Here is a 13,817-nt window from a genome sequence, read left to right as displayed (position 1 = left end):
CGGCGCGCAAGGGCGGCGCTGCCCGTCTGGATTGCGGTTCGATTGGCGGAGAGGCGAAGTGGCATACATGCTGCGACCCGCGGGCGTTGCCGTTGCGCTGTTGATCGTCGGACTGGCGCTCGAGGCGTGTTCGGCGCTGCGCACCGATGTCGCCAAGCGTTCGTCGCATGCCCTGCCGCCGACCACCAGCACGCCCAGCGCGCTTTACGTGCATGCCGCAGCGGACCAGCATCCTGACCAGTCCGGCCTGCGCCTGATGACCGACGGCACCAATGCGCTGATGAGCCGCGTGGCGCTGATCGATGAGGCGAAGCACGCGATCGACCTGCAGTACTACATCTTCAAGAACGACGCGACCGGCCGACTGGTGGCGCAGCATCTGCTGGCGGCGGCAGATCGCGGCGTGCGCGTGCGCCTGCTGATCGACGACATCAGCGTGCGCCACGAGGTCGACATGCTCGATGCGCTCAATGCGCACCCGAACATCAGGGTGCGGCTGTTCAACCCGTTCCACACACGCAAGCCATCGGTGCTGTCCAGGGCCGCCCAGATGCTGTTCTCGCCGCGCCGGCTCAACCACCGCATGCACAACAAGTCGTTCATCGTGGACAACAATGTGTCGATCGTCGGCGGCCGCAACATCGGCGATGACTATTTCAGCATCGATCGCGCCAACGATTTCCGCGACCTCGACCTGATCGCGATCGGGCCGGTGGTGAAGGAGGCCTCGCGCACGTTCGACGAATACTGGAACTGCCCCGACGCGTATCCGGTCACGGCATTCCGCGGCAAGCGCGCCGATCACTACGACCTTGCGCAACTGCGTGCGGAACTCGGGCGCGACGCGCGCCGATTTGTGCAAACGGATTACGCGCAGGCGGCGGCTCAGGATTATCCCGACGGCCCTTCCGGCGACCGTCGCGGCGCGTGGTTCTGGGGTTCGGCGTTGCTTGTCGCCGACAAGCCGGCCAAGATCGAGCCGCACCAGGACGACCCGGCGCTGCGCATCGGTCCGCGAATCAGGGCGATGACCGACCAGGCTCAACGCGAGTTGCTGCTGATCTCGCCGTACTTCGTACCTGACGACAATGACGCGCGCTATCTCGTCGGCCTGGTGGCCCGCGGCGTGGCAGTGAAGGTGCTCACCAATTCGCTCGCATCCACCGACGAGCCGGCCGTGCATGCAGGCTATTCGCGGCATCGCCGCACGCTGCTTGAGGGCGGCGTGCAGCTCTACGAGCTGCGTCCGACCGGCGACGCCCCGCAGCCGGCGACCGCCAAGGGCACCTCGTCCGGCGTCAGCCTGCACGCCAAGGCGATCGTGGTGGACCGGCAACAGACCTTCATCGGCTCGATGAACATGGATCAGCGCTCGAAGCTGCTGAACACCGAGATGGGCATCATCGCCGATTGCCCGCCGCTGGCGGGCGCGGTGACGCAGTTCTTCGATACGGCCACCCTGCCCGCGAACGCCTACCGTTTGGTGCTGGTCGCAAAAGGTTTGCCGCATGCCGGCGGCATGCAGTGGCAGTCGGCCGACAATGGCAAATCCGTGAGCTATGGCCGCGATCCTGGCGCAGCCACCATGCGGAGGCTGGAGGTATGGCTGCTCAAGCTGCTGCCGATCGAGGGCATGCTCTAGAACATTCCGGAAAACGTCGAGGTTGCGCCGGGAACCACCGAACAGCGCAGGCGCACGCATCCTTCGGGCGTCCGGCAAGCGAAACGGGCGGCACGGAACGTCATCCGGTCGCGCATACAGGAGAAGGTTCTTGAACAAGCTCAAGCGGGTCGCGACGTGGATGCTCTTCGCTTTGCTGGTGGCGCCGGCGTTCGCCCAGCCGGGAGTCGAGCAGCAGAAGATCGCCTACCTCATCGCCTCGGTAGGCGCCCTGCACGATGCCAGCTTCATTCGCAACGGCGCGGCATACGACGCTGCGCGCGCCGCCGAGCACATGCGCCTGAAGCTCCGTTTTGCCGGCGACCGCGTGAAAACCGCGGAAGACTTCATCACCTACTGCGCCACCAGATCGTCGATGTCCGGAACCAGGTACACCATCCGCTTCCACGACGGCCGGGTCGTCGATTCAGCGACATTCCTGCGCGGCAAGCTCGCCGAATACGAAGCGGCGGCGGGCCACGGCAGGCATTGAGCCGCTTGGACGGGACGTGGGCATTTGCGCAACCTGCGGCGCCGCGGGTTTCCGGATGACAGGCCTGGGCGCGGCCGTCGACTAAACCGGCATATCCTCGGCCGCCACAAACCCGCCGGTCTGCCGCTTCCACAGCCGCGCGTACAAACCCTCGTGCGCGACCAGCTCGGCATGCGTGCCGGTTTCCACGATCTGCCCCTTGTCCAGCACCACCAGCCGGTCCATCCGCGCGATGGTGGAAAGGCGATGCGCGATGGCGATCACCGTCTTGCCCTGCATCAGGATGTCGAGGCTGTCCTGGATCGCCGCTTCCGCTTCGGAGTCCAGCGCGGAGGTGGCCTCGTCCAGCACCAGGATCGGCGCGTCCTTCAGCAGCACGCGGGCGATCGCAATGCGCTGGCGCTGGCCACCGCTGAGCTTCACGCCGCGCTCGCCGACCAGCGCGTCGTAGCCGCGGCGGCCTTCGCCGTCGCTGAGGTTCGGGATGAACTCGTCGGCGCGCGCCTTGCGCACGGCCTCGATCACCTGCGCCTCGCTGGCGTCGGGGCGGCCGTACAGCAGGTTGTCGCGGATCGAGCGATGCAGCAGCGAGGTGTCCTGGGTCACCACGCCGATCTGCGAACGCAGGCTTTCCTGCGTCACCCGCGCGATGTCCTGGCCGTCGATGGTGATGCGGCCACCTTCGAGGTCGTAAAGCCGCAGCAGCACGTTCACCAGGGTCGATTTGCCCGCGCCGGACGGGCCGACCAGGCCGATCTTCTCGCCCGCACGCACGGCCAGCTCCAGCCCCGCGATCACCCCGCCCTGCTTGCCGTAATGGAAGTGGATGCCGTGGAAATGCACCGCGCCGTTGGTCACCTCCAGCGGCATCGCGCCCTCGCGGTCCTGCACCGCGCGCGGCCGCGAGATGGTGGTGATGCCGTCCTGCACCGTGCCGACGTTCTCGAAGATGCCGTTGACCACCCACATGATCCAGCCGGACATGTTGTTGATGCGGATCACCAGCCCGGTCGACAGCGCGATCGCGCCCACCGTCACCCGGCCCTCGCTCCACAGCCACAGCGCCAGCGCCGAGGTGCCCACGATAAGGAAGCCGTTGAGCGTGGTGATGCTCGAGTCCAGCGCGGTGGTGACGCGGGTCATCCGACGCAGCTTGTCGGTCTGCTCGGCCATCGCGTCGGCGACGTAGGCCTCCTCGCGCCGGGTGTGCGCGAACAGCTTCAGCGTCAGCACGTTGCTGTAGCCGTCGACGATGCGCCCCATCAGCTTCGAGCGCGCCTCCGAGGCCAGCCACGAGCGCTGCTTGATGCGCGGGATGAAGAACGCCAGCAGGCCGATATACGCGAACACCCACACGAACAGCGGCACCGCCAGCCACACGTCGGCCTGCGCAAACAGCACGATCGCGCTGCCGGTGTAGATGGTGACGTACCAGATCGCGTCCACGATCTGCACCGCCGACTCGCGCAGCGCGCCGCCGGTCTGCATGATGCGGTTAGCGATGCGCCCGGCGTAGTCGTTCTGGAAGAAGCCCAGGCTCTGGCGGATCACGTAGCGGTGGTTCTGCCAGCGGATGCGGTTGGTCAGGCTGGGCACGATCGCCTGGTTCACCAGCAGGTCGTGCGTGCCGATCGCCAGCGGCCGCACGATCAGGGCGACAAAACCCATCCACAACAGTTCGTGGCCATGCTGCCGGAAGAAGCCCGCCGCCGGTACGCCCTTGGTCATGTCGACGATGCTGCCGATGAAACCGAACAGCGACACCTCGACGATCGCTACCACGAAGCCCACCGCGATCGCCACCGCGAACACCGGCCACACCTGGCGCAGGTAGAACGCGTAGAAGCGCCACACCGACGTCGGCGGCATGCCGTCGGCCGGTTCCTTGAACGCGTCGATCAGGGATTCGAACCAGCGGAAGATCATGAACGCTCCGGACTTGCGCAGACCCTCATTGTGCTTGAAGCCCGCGCGATGCGGTGTGACGATGCGACATCTCCGTTGCGACCGTACGGAATCAGCAGCATGACCACCGAAACCTTCGACGGCGCCTGCACCTGCGGCGCGATCCGCTACCGGCTCGCCAGCGCGCCGCTGATCGTGCACGGCTGCCATTGCAGCTGGTGCCAGCGCGAGACCGGCAGCGCGTTCGCCTTGAACGCGATGATCGAGACCGACCGGCTGCAGCTGCTGCAAGGCGAGCCGATCATGGTGGACACGCCGTCGGAGAGCGGCAAGGGCCAGCAGATCGCGCGCTGCGCGCAATGCCATGTGGCGCTGTGGAGCCACTACCCCGGCGGCGGCAAGGCGGTGGCGTTCGTGCGCGTGGGCACGCTGAAAGAACCGTGGCGGTTGCCGCCGGACATCCACATCTATACCTCGACGAAACAGCCGTGGGTGGCGCTGCCGCCGGGCGTGCCCGCGGTGCCGGAGTTCTACGACATCGGGCAAGTGTGGTCGGCGGACAGCCTGGCGCGGCGCGCGGCGCTGCGGGCGGCCAGGCATCCGGCATGAACGGCGCCGATGCCTTCATCCAGGCTTCCCGAATCTGAACGCCAGCCGCGGAGACGGCCGCCTATCCGGCCGGCGCGATTGACCGTCTGCAGCGGCACTCCGATCATGGGCGGATGCCTACCCTGCTCCGCTGCCTCCTGTTCCTGCTGCTGGCCCTCGGCAGCACCGCATCGCCTGCCCAGAACAACGACCAGCCGCCGGCCACCGCGCCGGCGGCAACACCTGCGCAGACACTGGACCAGCTGGGCGGCCAGCTCGACACCGTCAAGGCCGCGCTGAAGGACAACAAGTCCGGGACGCCGCTGGCCGACCTGCGCAACAGCGCGCTCGAGGTGCAAGACCAGGCGCGTCAGCTGGCCGCCAGCCTCGCGCCGCAGATGGCCGCCCTGCAGGCGCAGCTCGCCGTGCTGGGTCCGGTCCCCGCCAAGGGATCGCCGGCAGAGGCGCCGGAGGTCGCCGCGCAACGCCGCAAGCTGGACAAGGCGCAGTCCGATCTCGATGCGCAGATCAAGCAGGCGCAACTGCTCGGCCAGGGCGCGACGCAGCTGGCGGCGCAGATCAGCGGCCTGCGCAACGACGAGTTCCAGGCGCGCCTGGCCTCGCGCACGGCCACACCGTTCAGCCGCACGTTCTGGGCCGATCCGGTGCGGGCGTTTCCGGACGACATGGTGCGGCTCCAGCGCCTCGGCTCGCGCTTCGCCGGCGCCGTGGCGCAGGCATGGCAGCCGCCGAACCGGCAGCCGCTGGCATGGTGCCTGATCGCTGCCGCACTGCTGCTGGGTGGCGGCCGCTGGCTGCTCGAGCGGCTGCTGCTGATGCTGGCCACGCGCTGCGTACCGGATGGCCATTTGCGGCGCAGCGCGATGGCCGCCGCAGTGGCGCTGACCGCCGTCCTCACCACCGGGCTGGCCGCGCAACTGGCCTACCTGGGGCTGAACTGGAACGACATCCTCGACGAGGATCTCGCCGCGCTGGCCGCCAGCGCGGTCAGGCTGGTGTGCTTCGCCGCCTACGTGACCGGGCTCGGGCGGGCGTTGCTTTCCGTGCAGCGGCCTTCCTGGCGCCTGCCGGCGCTGTCGGACCTGGCAGCGCAGCGGCTGCACTTGCTGCCCTGGCTGCTGGCCGCCGCGGCGCTGCTGTTCGGCCTGCTCGACCGCATCAGCCGCGCGATCGGCACCAGCCTGCCGGCCACGGTGACCACGCGCGGCCTGTTCGCCCTGGTCATCAGCGGACTGATCGGCGTGGCCCTGTCGCGCATGCGACGCAGCCGCCGCGAACCGGCCGCCGGCGACGCCGAGCCGGAGCAACGGCCGGTATGGGTCGGCCTGCTCGCCGCCGCCGCCGCGCTCGGTGTGGCGATCAGCTGGCTGGGCGTGGTCACCGGCTTCATCGCACTGGCGTTCTTCGTCGCCGTGCAGATGCTCTGGGTCGGCGTGATCGTGGCCACGGTGTACCTGCTGATCCAGCTGCTCACCGACCTGATCAACGCCCTGCTGTCGCCGCACGGCCGCGGCGGCCGGCGGCTGCAGGCCGGCTTCGACCTGGCGCCGCATGCGCTGGAACAGGCCGCCGTCCTGCTCGCCGGCATCTGCCGCGTCGGGCTCGTGCTGCTGGCGATGGCGACCGTGCTGACGCCGTTCGGCGCCGGCCCCAAGGACCTGCTGGCCAGCGCCGAACAGACCCTGGGCAGCTTCAAGCTCGGCGAACTGGCGATCGACCCGGGCAGCATCCTCGGCGCCGTGCTGGTGCTGGTGGCGGGACTGTTCGTGCTGCGCACGCTCAAGCGCTGGCTGCGCGAACAGCTGCTGCCCAAGTCCGCCATGGAAAAAGGCATGCAGGAATCCATCGTGACCCTGCTCGGCTATCTCGGCGGCATGCTGGTGTTCGTGCTGACGCTGGCCGCGCTGCACGTGGACCTGAAGAGCATCGCGTGGATCGTCAGCGCGCTGTCGGTGGGCATCGGCTTCGGCCTGCAGGCGATCGTGCAGAACTTCATCTCCGGCCTGATCCTGCTGGTCGAGCGGCCGGTGAAGGTGGGCGACTGGGTCAGCCTGAGCAGCGATGTCGAGGGCGACATCCGCCGCATCAACGTGCGCGCCACCGAGATCCAGATGTGGGACCGCTCCACCGTGATCGTGCCGAACTCGCAGCTGATCACCCAGAACGTGCGCAACGTGACCCTGGCCAACGCGCAGGGGCGCGTGCAGATCAAGCTGCCGATGCCGCTGGATACCCATGCCGGCAAGGTGCGCGGACTGGTGCTGGGGATCCTGGGCGCGCACCGCGACACGCTGTCCGCGCCGGCGCCGTACGTGCAGCTGGAGAGTGTCGCCACCGGCGCGATGACGTTCAACTGCGTCGCCTACGTCGGCAGCCCACGCGAAGTCAGCGGCGTGAAGAGCGAGCTGCTGTTCGAAATCCTCGAACGCCTGCGCAGCGAAGGGCTGCCGATGACCAGCCCGCAGAGCATGCTGGTACGCACGCTGCCGCCGCTGCCCGAAGAGGACGAGCACACCGGCTGAGGCGGCGCCCGCCGCGACGCCACGCGACGATGACCGCGCCCGGCAGACGGGAAACGGCGCGCGCGCTAGCCTGTACGCGGTTTCCACCCAAGGAGTCCCGCCATGCCGACATCCCATCTCCATGGCAGCACCATCATCCCCTGCCTGCGCTACCGCGACGCCCACGCCGCAATCGAATGGCTGTGCAAGGCATTCGGCTTCGAGAAGCAGGCCGTCTACGAAAATGAAAATGGCGGCGTGGAACACGCCCAGCTCACCTTCGGCCATGGCATGGTCATGCTCGGCGAGGTGCGCGACAACGAGTTCGGCCGGCACATCGCGCAGCCCGACGAGATCGGCGGCCGCGAAACGCAGTGCGCCTGCGTGATCGTCGGCAACTGCAAATCGCACTACCAGCAGGCCAAGGCCGCCGGTGCGGTGATCGTCGACGAGTACGCCGAGAAGGATTATGGCGGCGCCGGCTACAGCTGCCACGATCCGGAGGGCCATCTCTGGTACTTCGGCAGTTACGACCCGTGGCAGCCCGGGCCGGCCTGACAGAAAAAGAGGCCGGCTTGCGCCGGCCTCCTGTTCGCGCGGGTTGCGGTTCCGCCGTTACGGCGTGCAGGCCTTGCCATGCTCGGGATGGTTGCCCTTGGCCTTGGCATCGGCTTCGCTCATGTACTCGCCATGCTTGGTCTTGCCATACCACTTGTCGCTGGGGCAGTGGTAGACCTTGCTGCTGTCGTTGACCCAGACCATGCCCGAACCGCCGCCCGGCGCCGCCGTGGCGGCCGGCTTGGTCCATCCCATCGACGACTTCTTCGGCGCGGCCGCGGGGGCCGCGGGGGCCGCAGCAGCAGCGGGCGCAGCGGCGGCGGGTGCGGCAGCCGCGGCAGGCGCAGCCGCCTCCGGCTTCGATGCCTTTTCGGACGACTTGGCCGGCTTGCTGCCGGTGGCCTCATACCACTCCTTTACGCCCTTGTGGCCCTTGCAGGCCCCCTTCTTGGTGGCCTGGCTGCTATAGCTGCCGTCCTTGCACTGGCCGGTCGAACCGGCAGGGGCCGATGCCTGCTGCGCATAGACCGCCGGGACCGCCAGCAGGCAAGCCAGTGCGATGGCGATGAAGCTTGAAGATTTCATGCAGATTCCCTCCGAATGTGGATTCGCGGTGACACTCCCAAGCACCCCCCAACCGCGGCGCTTGCGGCAACGACTATGCCGCAAATTCGTGACCGCAAAACGTGAAGGCGGCAGGGTATTCATTCGGCGTTGGCCGCTTCGGATGAATTTGCGGGATCGCAACGGCGCCGGCGGGACGGAAACCGGCATGGTCGCCCGCCCCGCTGCACGGTTCTCGCGCCATCGCGCGGATCGCTACGGCGTGACGGCAGTGGGTTTCAGCTTCGCCTCCGGCCGCGCGACCGCGTACATCTCCCAGCTGATCTGCTTGAGCAGGGCCGTGCGGTCGCCGCCCTGCACGAACAGGTCGAAATGGGTGCGGTCCGGCAGGAAGCGGAAGTCCGACTTCGCACCCAGCCCGTCCAGCACCGCCTTGAGCCGGTGCGCCGCACCGTCGAGATAGAACGTGTCGGCGGTGCCCACGATCAGGTGGATCTTGCCGTCGAGGTCGCCCTTCAGCCGCGGCCAGTTCATCTGCACGAGGTGGGCGATGTCGTAATGGTCGCGCCAGTAGGCGACCACCGCCGGATCGACCGCGCCGGTGTCGCGATCGAACATCGGCATCGGCCGGCCGGCCGCGCCGCGCGGCGAGAATACCCACTCGAACGAGGCCATCTGGCCGCCATACTCGCCCAGCACGCGCTCGAGCTTAGCGAACGCCTCGAAGCTGGCGACCACCTTGCCCTTGTCGCGCACCAGCGGCCAGGCCGAACCGTCCGGCTTGCGGTAAACGTTCGCGCCTGGCACATACAGGTCCACGCCGGTGAAGTCGTGGAAGTCGCTGGGGTCGGGCGAGGTCGACCAGGTGCCGCCGAAGATCTTCGGGTAGCGGGTCTGCAGCCACAGCGTGGCCCAGCCGCCGGAGGAGTGGCCGGTGAGGAAGCGGCCGGACGGTCGCGTATCCATGCGGTAACGCGACTCCAGCTGCGGGATCAGCTCGGTGGTCAGCGCCTGGCCCCACGGGCCGTTGTTCACCGAGTCGGCGAATTCGTGCGTGCCGGTGGGGCTGGACTCGTCCAGGAACACCCAGATCATCGGCGGCATCTGCTGCTCGGCCATCGCGCCGTAGACCATCGCGGCGCTGCCTGCGAGCGACGCCGCGCTGCCGCCGTAGCCGTGGGTGGAATACACCACCGGCCAGGTCTGCCCTGCCTTCGCCTCGTAGCCCGGCGGCAGCAGCACCCAGCCGCGCATGTGGATGGGACGTCCCCAGAACGCGCTCAGCGCCGGGCTGATGAAGTCCAGCGGCTGCGCCGCGCGGCGCGCCTCGTCGAGATGCTTGCGGGTGGTCTCGCTGAAGTAGCGCGGGGGCAGGTCCCACGGCTCGCGCGCGGGCAGCACGCGATCCAGGCTCAGGCGGGGTATCGCCTTGGCCGGCAGGCGCACCTTCAGCACCGGGCTGACCAGGTCGCCGGCGCCGCGGCCGCCGTAGTTGTAGTCGTGGTTGGTGTCGAGCACGGCCTGCACGAAGTACTCGCCTGGCGGCAGCCGCGACCAACCGGCGGGGTAGGCCAACGCGTCGGCGTCGATCTCCACGCCCTGCCCCGGCACCAGCCGGCCCACTTCGAGCGCCGCCACCGACGCCTGCACGGCACCGAACGGGCTCGCATCCACCTCCTCCACCTTGCCGTCCTTCGCCGCGGCGGCAGCGGCCTTGGCGTCGACGGCGAACAACAGCAGACGGCCGGACACCGGCTCGTGCTGCGCGTTGCCCAGTCCGACCCGGAACGGACTGTGTGCCGGCGGCGCGGCGTCACGCGCCAGCGCCATGCCGGCGCACAGGCCGAAGCCCAGCACGACGGCGACCATCCGATGCATTCCACGCATGCCTGTTCCCCTTTGCTGATGGCGTTGATGAGGCGCCGGCGCCTCCCGCGGCACCGGCGCGATGTCGTCAGTCGGCGTCCGTCGGCACCGCGACCGGCGCCATGCGCAGGTCCTGGAAGTCGAAGCTGAAGTCGGTCAGCGGCGAGATCGGCTGCATGCGCACTTCACTGACATGGCCGTCCACGTCCAGGCTGAAGGTCACGAAGGCGTCGGCGTTGAGCGTGCGGTCGTCCCAGCGCACGGTGAAGGTGTCGTGCTGCCACGGCACCATCGTGCCGACCAGTTGCGCGGTTTTCGAGAAACGCAGGCGCAGCTTGCCGTTCTGCTGGCTGACGATGACGTCGCCGTACCACGGGTCGCGGTAGCTGCCGGCGTACTTCGCCAGCGGCAGCGACAGCTTGCTCTGCTTGTCGCGCGCCGCCTCATGCTTGGCCAGGCTGTCGTCGGCCTTCGCTTCGGCCTGCTTCACCGCCTTGGCGTAGGCGGCGACCCAGTCGGTCTTGTGCTCGGGGTTCAGATACGCGTCGAGTACGCGATAAGTCACCGCGTTGAACGCAGCGCCGGATTCGGCATTGGTCAGCACCACCACGCCGAGCTTCAGCTCCGGCACCAGGGTCACCCGCGAGACCATGCCGGGCCAGCCGCCGGTGTGCCAGACCAGCTTCTTGCCACGGTAGTCGGACAGGAACCAGCTTTCGCCGTAGCCGGAGAAGTTCGGCACCAGCGGCGCCAACTCGGGAACCGGCGGCTTGCCGACCTTGATCGGGGTCAGCACGCTCCACATCTCGCGCTGGCTGTCCTCGGAGAACAGCCGCGCCGGCTTGCCGTCGGCGCCCATCGTCGGCAACTCGCCGCCGGCCAGCTGCACGTTCATCCACTTCGCCAGGTCGTGCACGCTGGAGTAGATGCCGCCGGCGCCGGGGTCGTTGAGCCAGGCCATCGGCGGCACCGGCTTGAGATCCTTGAAGTTGGCCTTGGCGTGGCCGGTGGCCACATCCATACCCGGCTTCAGATACGTCATGTCGACCAACGACTCGTCCATGCCGACCGGCTTGAACAGATGCTCGCGCACATAGCCGGCGTAACTCTGGCCGGACGCCTGCTCGATCACCAGGGTGGCCACTGCGAACAGGATGTTGTCGTAGGCGTAGCCGGCACGGAAGCCATTCTTGATCGGCACGTGCGCCAGCCGTTCGACCACTTCCTTCGTGCTGTACGACGTCGGCGGCCAGTACAGCAGGTCGCCCGCGCCGAGGCTGAGGCCGCTGCGATGCGCCAGCAGGTCGCGGATGCGCATCTCGTGGGTGACGTACGGGTCGGACATGCGGAACCACGGCAGGTGGTCGATCACCCGATCGTCCATCTTCAGCTTGCCGGCGCCCGCCAGCTGCTGCAGCGCGGCCGCGGTGAACGCCTTGGTGTTGGAGGCGATCGCGAACAGCGTGTTCGCGTCCACCGGCGCCGGCTTGCCGATCTCGCGCAGGCCGAAGCCCTGCTCCAGCACCACGTGGCCGTCCTTGACGATCGCCACCGCGATGCCCGGCACGTCGAAGGTCTTGCGTGCGCTGTCGACGTAGGCAGCGAAATCCTGCAGCTGCGCCGGCAGCAGCGGCCTCGCGAAATCGCCGGTCGAGACCGGTGGCGGCGACTTCGCGGCCAGCGCCTGCGCCGACACGACGGTGGCAGAAACGAGCAGCGCGCAGCACAGCACCAGGCGCAGGGAAAGGGGTCGCTGGGACATCGAAAGCTCCGCGGGTGACAGTCGCGCCACTATCGCGGCAAACCGGGTGCAGGACTAGCGCTGGAAGTCATGGCCGGCTCGACGCCACGTGCAGCAACCCCGATCATGGCGCCATCGTGCCGCACACCACGGCCGCGCCGACCCGAGGAGACCGATGGATCCCATGCTGGAATGGATCGCCGCGCACGCCCTGCGGCTGTGGGCAGTGCTGCTGTTGCTGGCCCTGCTGGCCGGCGATCTCGCCTGGCGGCGCAACGCGCGCTGGCAGCGCCATGCGCTCGCCCGCGGCCAGGCGCCGACTGCGCTGCGCTGGCAGGTCGGGCTGATCCTGCTGCTGGCGCTGGCCCTGCTGTTCCTCGCCATCGCCGCCGCGGTCGCCGGCCAACCGGCCGGCGAACTGGCGCGCTTCGACACCGGCCTGGCCGAGAACCTGCATGCGCAGTTGCCGCTGCCGGCGCTGCGCGGCATCGCCGTGGCCACCCACCTCGGCGACCTGGGGTGGGTGGCATCCGCGTCGACCGTGGTGGCCGTGTTCCTGTTGCTGCGCCGGCACGGGCGGCTGGCGGGCATCTGGGCGGTGGCCCTGCTCGGCATCCTGCCGATCAACGGCGGCCTCAAGGCGCTGTTCCAGCGGGTGCGGCCGCTGCACGACCATGGCTACATCGTCGAGCGCGGCTGGAGTTTCCCCAGCGGCCACGCGTTCGGCTCCGTCGTGTTCTACGGCATGCTCGCCTACGTGCTGCTGCGCCTGCTGCCGCCGCGCTTCCACCGCGCGGTGATCGCTGCCGCGGTGCTGCTGGTCGGCGTGGTCGGCATCAGCCGCATCTTGCTGCAGGTGCACTATTTCAGCGACGTGGTGGCCGGCTACGCCGCCGGCGCGGCATGGCTGGTGCTGTGCATCGGCATGGCCGAACATCGGCGTGCCCCGACACGAGACGCCCCGCCATGAACGACCTGTTCGCCCCCGCCAGTCCCGACGGCCCACGCATCCGCGTCGGCATCGGCGGCTGGAACTACGCGCCGTGGCGCGACAACTTCTACCCGGCCAAGCTGGTGCAGCGGCGCGAGCTGGAGTACGCCAGCCGCCAGCTGCGCGCGATCGAGATCAACGGCACCTACTACGGCGCGCAGAAGCCGGCCACCTACGCCAAGTGGGCAGCCGACACGCCGCCGGGCTTCATCTTCTCGCTGAAGACACCGCGCTACATCACCGAAGGCAAGCGGCTGGCCGACACCGGCAAGGGCGTCAGCGGCTTCGTGCATGGCGGACTGGCCGAGATGGGCGACCGGCTGGGGCCGATCCTGTGGCAGCTGCCGCCGTCGCGGCCGTTCGATGCCGACGACCTCGCCACCTTCCTCGACCTGCTGCCGCGTGAATTGAACGGCCGGCCGCTGCGCCACGTGCTGGAAGTGCGCCACCCGAGCTTCCTGAGCACGCGCTACGTGGAACTTGCGCGCACCCATCGCGTGCCGACCGTGTTCACCGACTCGCCCGACTACCCCTCGCTGGCCGACCTCACCGGCGACTTCGGCTACGCGCGGCTGATGCGCAGCGAGGACGGCAACCCCGCCGGCTATGCGCCCGCCGAGCTGGATCGCTGGGCCGGCCACGCACGCACCTGGGCCGCCGGCAAGGACATCGCCGAACTGCCGCACGCCGCCGCGCCGCAATCGCAAGGGCCGCCGCGCGACGTGTTCGTGTTCTTCATCAGCGCCGCCAAGCACCGCAACCCGGCCGCGGCGATGGCCTTGCAGTCGCGCGTGGACTTGATGTCGTAGGGCGGGCACTGCCCGCCGCTCTACGTCACGGCGCGGAGCAAAAGCCGGCGGGCAGTGCCCGCCCTTGTATTCTGATTTTGCCCGAGTCGCGCTTGGGCAAAAGGGTGTCCGGATGCCGTG

Annotated in this window: 11 protein-coding genes; 7 read left to right on the top strand and 4 right to left on the bottom strand. The window is 68.7% G+C overall.

The genetic code is table 11. The features are described 5' to 3' along the window. Nucleotides 1–67: 67 nt before the first annotated feature. Complete coding sequence (locus RHOFW104R8_RS13945; protein ID WP_068091925.1) at nt 68–1,642, top strand: phospholipase D family protein; 1,575 nt, start codon at nt 68–70, stop codon at nt 1,640–1,642. 130 nt (nt 1,643–1,772) lie between these two features. After that, complete coding sequence (locus RHOFW104R8_RS13940; RefSeq protein WP_235604300.1) at nt 1,773–2,153, top strand: DUF5329 family protein; 381 nt, start codon at nt 1,773–1,775, stop codon at nt 2,151–2,153. Nucleotides 2,154–2,234: 81 nt separating this feature from the next. Here RHOFW104R8_RS13940 and RHOFW104R8_RS13935 read toward each other — a convergent pair whose 3' ends face one another. After that, entirely contained in the window at nt 2,235–4,076 is a 1,842-nt protein-coding gene (locus RHOFW104R8_RS13935) for an ABC transporter ATP-binding protein (protein ID WP_068091980.1), read from the bottom strand. Nucleotides 4,077–4,178: 102 nt separating this feature from the next. On the opposite strand from RHOFW104R8_RS13935, the gene RHOFW104R8_RS13930 reads away from it, so the two are divergent. The 3 genes from RHOFW104R8_RS13930 to RHOFW104R8_RS13920 all read left to right on the top strand — a co-directional run bounded on the left by RHOFW104R8_RS13930 (nt 4,179) and on the right by RHOFW104R8_RS13920 (nt 7,726). Further along, a complete protein-coding gene (locus tag RHOFW104R8_RS13930; protein ID WP_068091927.1) occupies nt 4,179–4,667 on the top strand; it encodes a GFA family protein in 489 nt (162 codons plus the stop codon). Between the two features lie 113 nt (nt 4,668–4,780). Next, nucleotides 4,781–7,189 (top strand): DUF3772 domain-containing protein, encoded by a 2,409-nt coding sequence (locus RHOFW104R8_RS13925; RefSeq protein ID WP_068091929.1) that lies wholly within the window; start codon nt 4,781–4,783, stop codon nt 7,187–7,189. Between the two features lie 102 nt (nt 7,190–7,291). Continuing rightward, nucleotides 7,292–7,726, top strand: a complete 435-nt coding sequence (locus RHOFW104R8_RS13920) for a VOC family protein (protein WP_068091932.1) — start codon at nt 7,292–7,294, stop codon at nt 7,724–7,726. A gap of 57 nt (nt 7,727–7,783) precedes the next feature. Here RHOFW104R8_RS13920 and RHOFW104R8_RS13915 read toward each other — a convergent pair whose 3' ends face one another. The 3 genes from RHOFW104R8_RS13915 to RHOFW104R8_RS13905 all read right to left on the bottom strand — a co-directional run bounded on the left by RHOFW104R8_RS13915 (nt 7,784) and on the right by RHOFW104R8_RS13905 (nt 11,918). Beyond that, nucleotides 7,784–8,311, bottom strand: a complete 528-nt coding sequence (locus RHOFW104R8_RS13915; protein WP_068091935.1) for a DUF3761 domain-containing protein — start codon at nt 8,309–8,311, stop codon at nt 7,784–7,786. Nucleotides 8,312–8,545: 234 nt separating this feature from the next. Further along, complete coding sequence (locus RHOFW104R8_RS13910; RefSeq protein WP_068091939.1) at nt 8,546–10,177, bottom strand: esterase family protein; 1,632 nt, start codon at nt 10,175–10,177, stop codon at nt 8,546–8,548. Nucleotides 10,178–10,244: 67 nt separating this feature from the next. Further along, nucleotides 10,245–11,918 carry a serine hydrolase gene (locus RHOFW104R8_RS13905; RefSeq protein ID WP_068091943.1) on the bottom strand — a complete coding sequence of 558 codons (1,674 nt, stop codon included), beginning with the start codon at nt 11,916–11,918 and terminating at the stop codon, nt 10,245–10,247. A gap of 154 nt (nt 11,919–12,072) precedes the next feature. Here RHOFW104R8_RS13905 and RHOFW104R8_RS13900 point away from each other — a divergent pair, with 154 nt between their 5' ends. Together RHOFW104R8_RS13900 and RHOFW104R8_RS13895 are read left to right on the top strand one after the other, a co-directional pair. After that, the gene (locus tag RHOFW104R8_RS13900; RefSeq protein ID WP_068091948.1) at nt 12,073–12,867 is read left to right on the top strand and encodes a phosphatase PAP2 family protein; all 795 of its coding nucleotides are present in this window, start codon (nt 12,073–12,075) and stop codon (nt 12,865–12,867) included. Continuing rightward, on the top strand, nt 12,864–13,697 hold the full coding sequence (locus RHOFW104R8_RS13895) for a DUF72 domain-containing protein (RefSeq protein WP_068091951.1): 834 nt from the start codon (nt 12,864–12,866) through the stop codon (nt 13,695–13,697). Before RHOFW104R8_RS13900 ends, RHOFW104R8_RS13895 begins: the two co-directional genes overlap by 4 nt. Nucleotides 13,698–13,817: the final 120 nt, after the last annotated feature.

It is taken from the genome of Rhodanobacter sp. FW104-R8 (assembly GCF_001617365.1).
Taxonomy (GTDB): domain Bacteria; phylum Pseudomonadota; class Gammaproteobacteria; order Xanthomonadales; family Rhodanobacteraceae; genus Rhodanobacter.
Note: the sequence above shows the minus strand (reverse complement) of the source record. Positions and strands in the feature narration are given on the sequence as shown.

Coding starts and splice junctions, on each gene's coding strand:
- RHOFW104R8_RS13945 (WP_068091925.1), top strand. CDS start 68: ATGCTGCGACCCGCGGGCGTTGCCGTTGCGCTGTTGATCGTCGGACTG.
- RHOFW104R8_RS13930 (WP_068091927.1), top strand. CDS start 4,179: ATGACCACCGAAACCTTCGACGGCGCCTGCACCTGCGGCGCGATCCGC.
- RHOFW104R8_RS13925 (WP_068091929.1), top strand. CDS start 4,781: ATGCCTACCCTGCTCCGCTGCCTCCTGTTCCTGCTGCTGGCCCTCGGC.
- RHOFW104R8_RS13920 (WP_068091932.1), top strand. CDS start 7,292: ATGCCGACATCCCATCTCCATGGCAGCACCATCATCCCCTGCCTGCGC.
- RHOFW104R8_RS13915 (WP_068091935.1), bottom strand. CDS start 8,311: ATGAAATCTTCAAGCTTCATCGCCATCGCACTGGCTTGCCTGCTGGCG.
- RHOFW104R8_RS13910 (WP_068091939.1), bottom strand. CDS start 10,177: ATGCGTGGAATGCATCGGATGGTCGCCGTCGTGCTGGGCTTCGGCCTG.
- RHOFW104R8_RS13905 (WP_068091943.1), bottom strand. CDS start 11,918: ATGTCCCAGCGACCCCTTTCCCTGCGCCTGGTGCTGTGCTGCGCGCTG.
- RHOFW104R8_RS13900 (WP_068091948.1), top strand. CDS start 12,073: ATGGATCCCATGCTGGAATGGATCGCCGCGCACGCCCTGCGGCTGTGG.
- RHOFW104R8_RS13895 (WP_068091951.1), top strand. CDS start 12,864: ATGAACGACCTGTTCGCCCCCGCCAGTCCCGACGGCCCACGCATCCGC.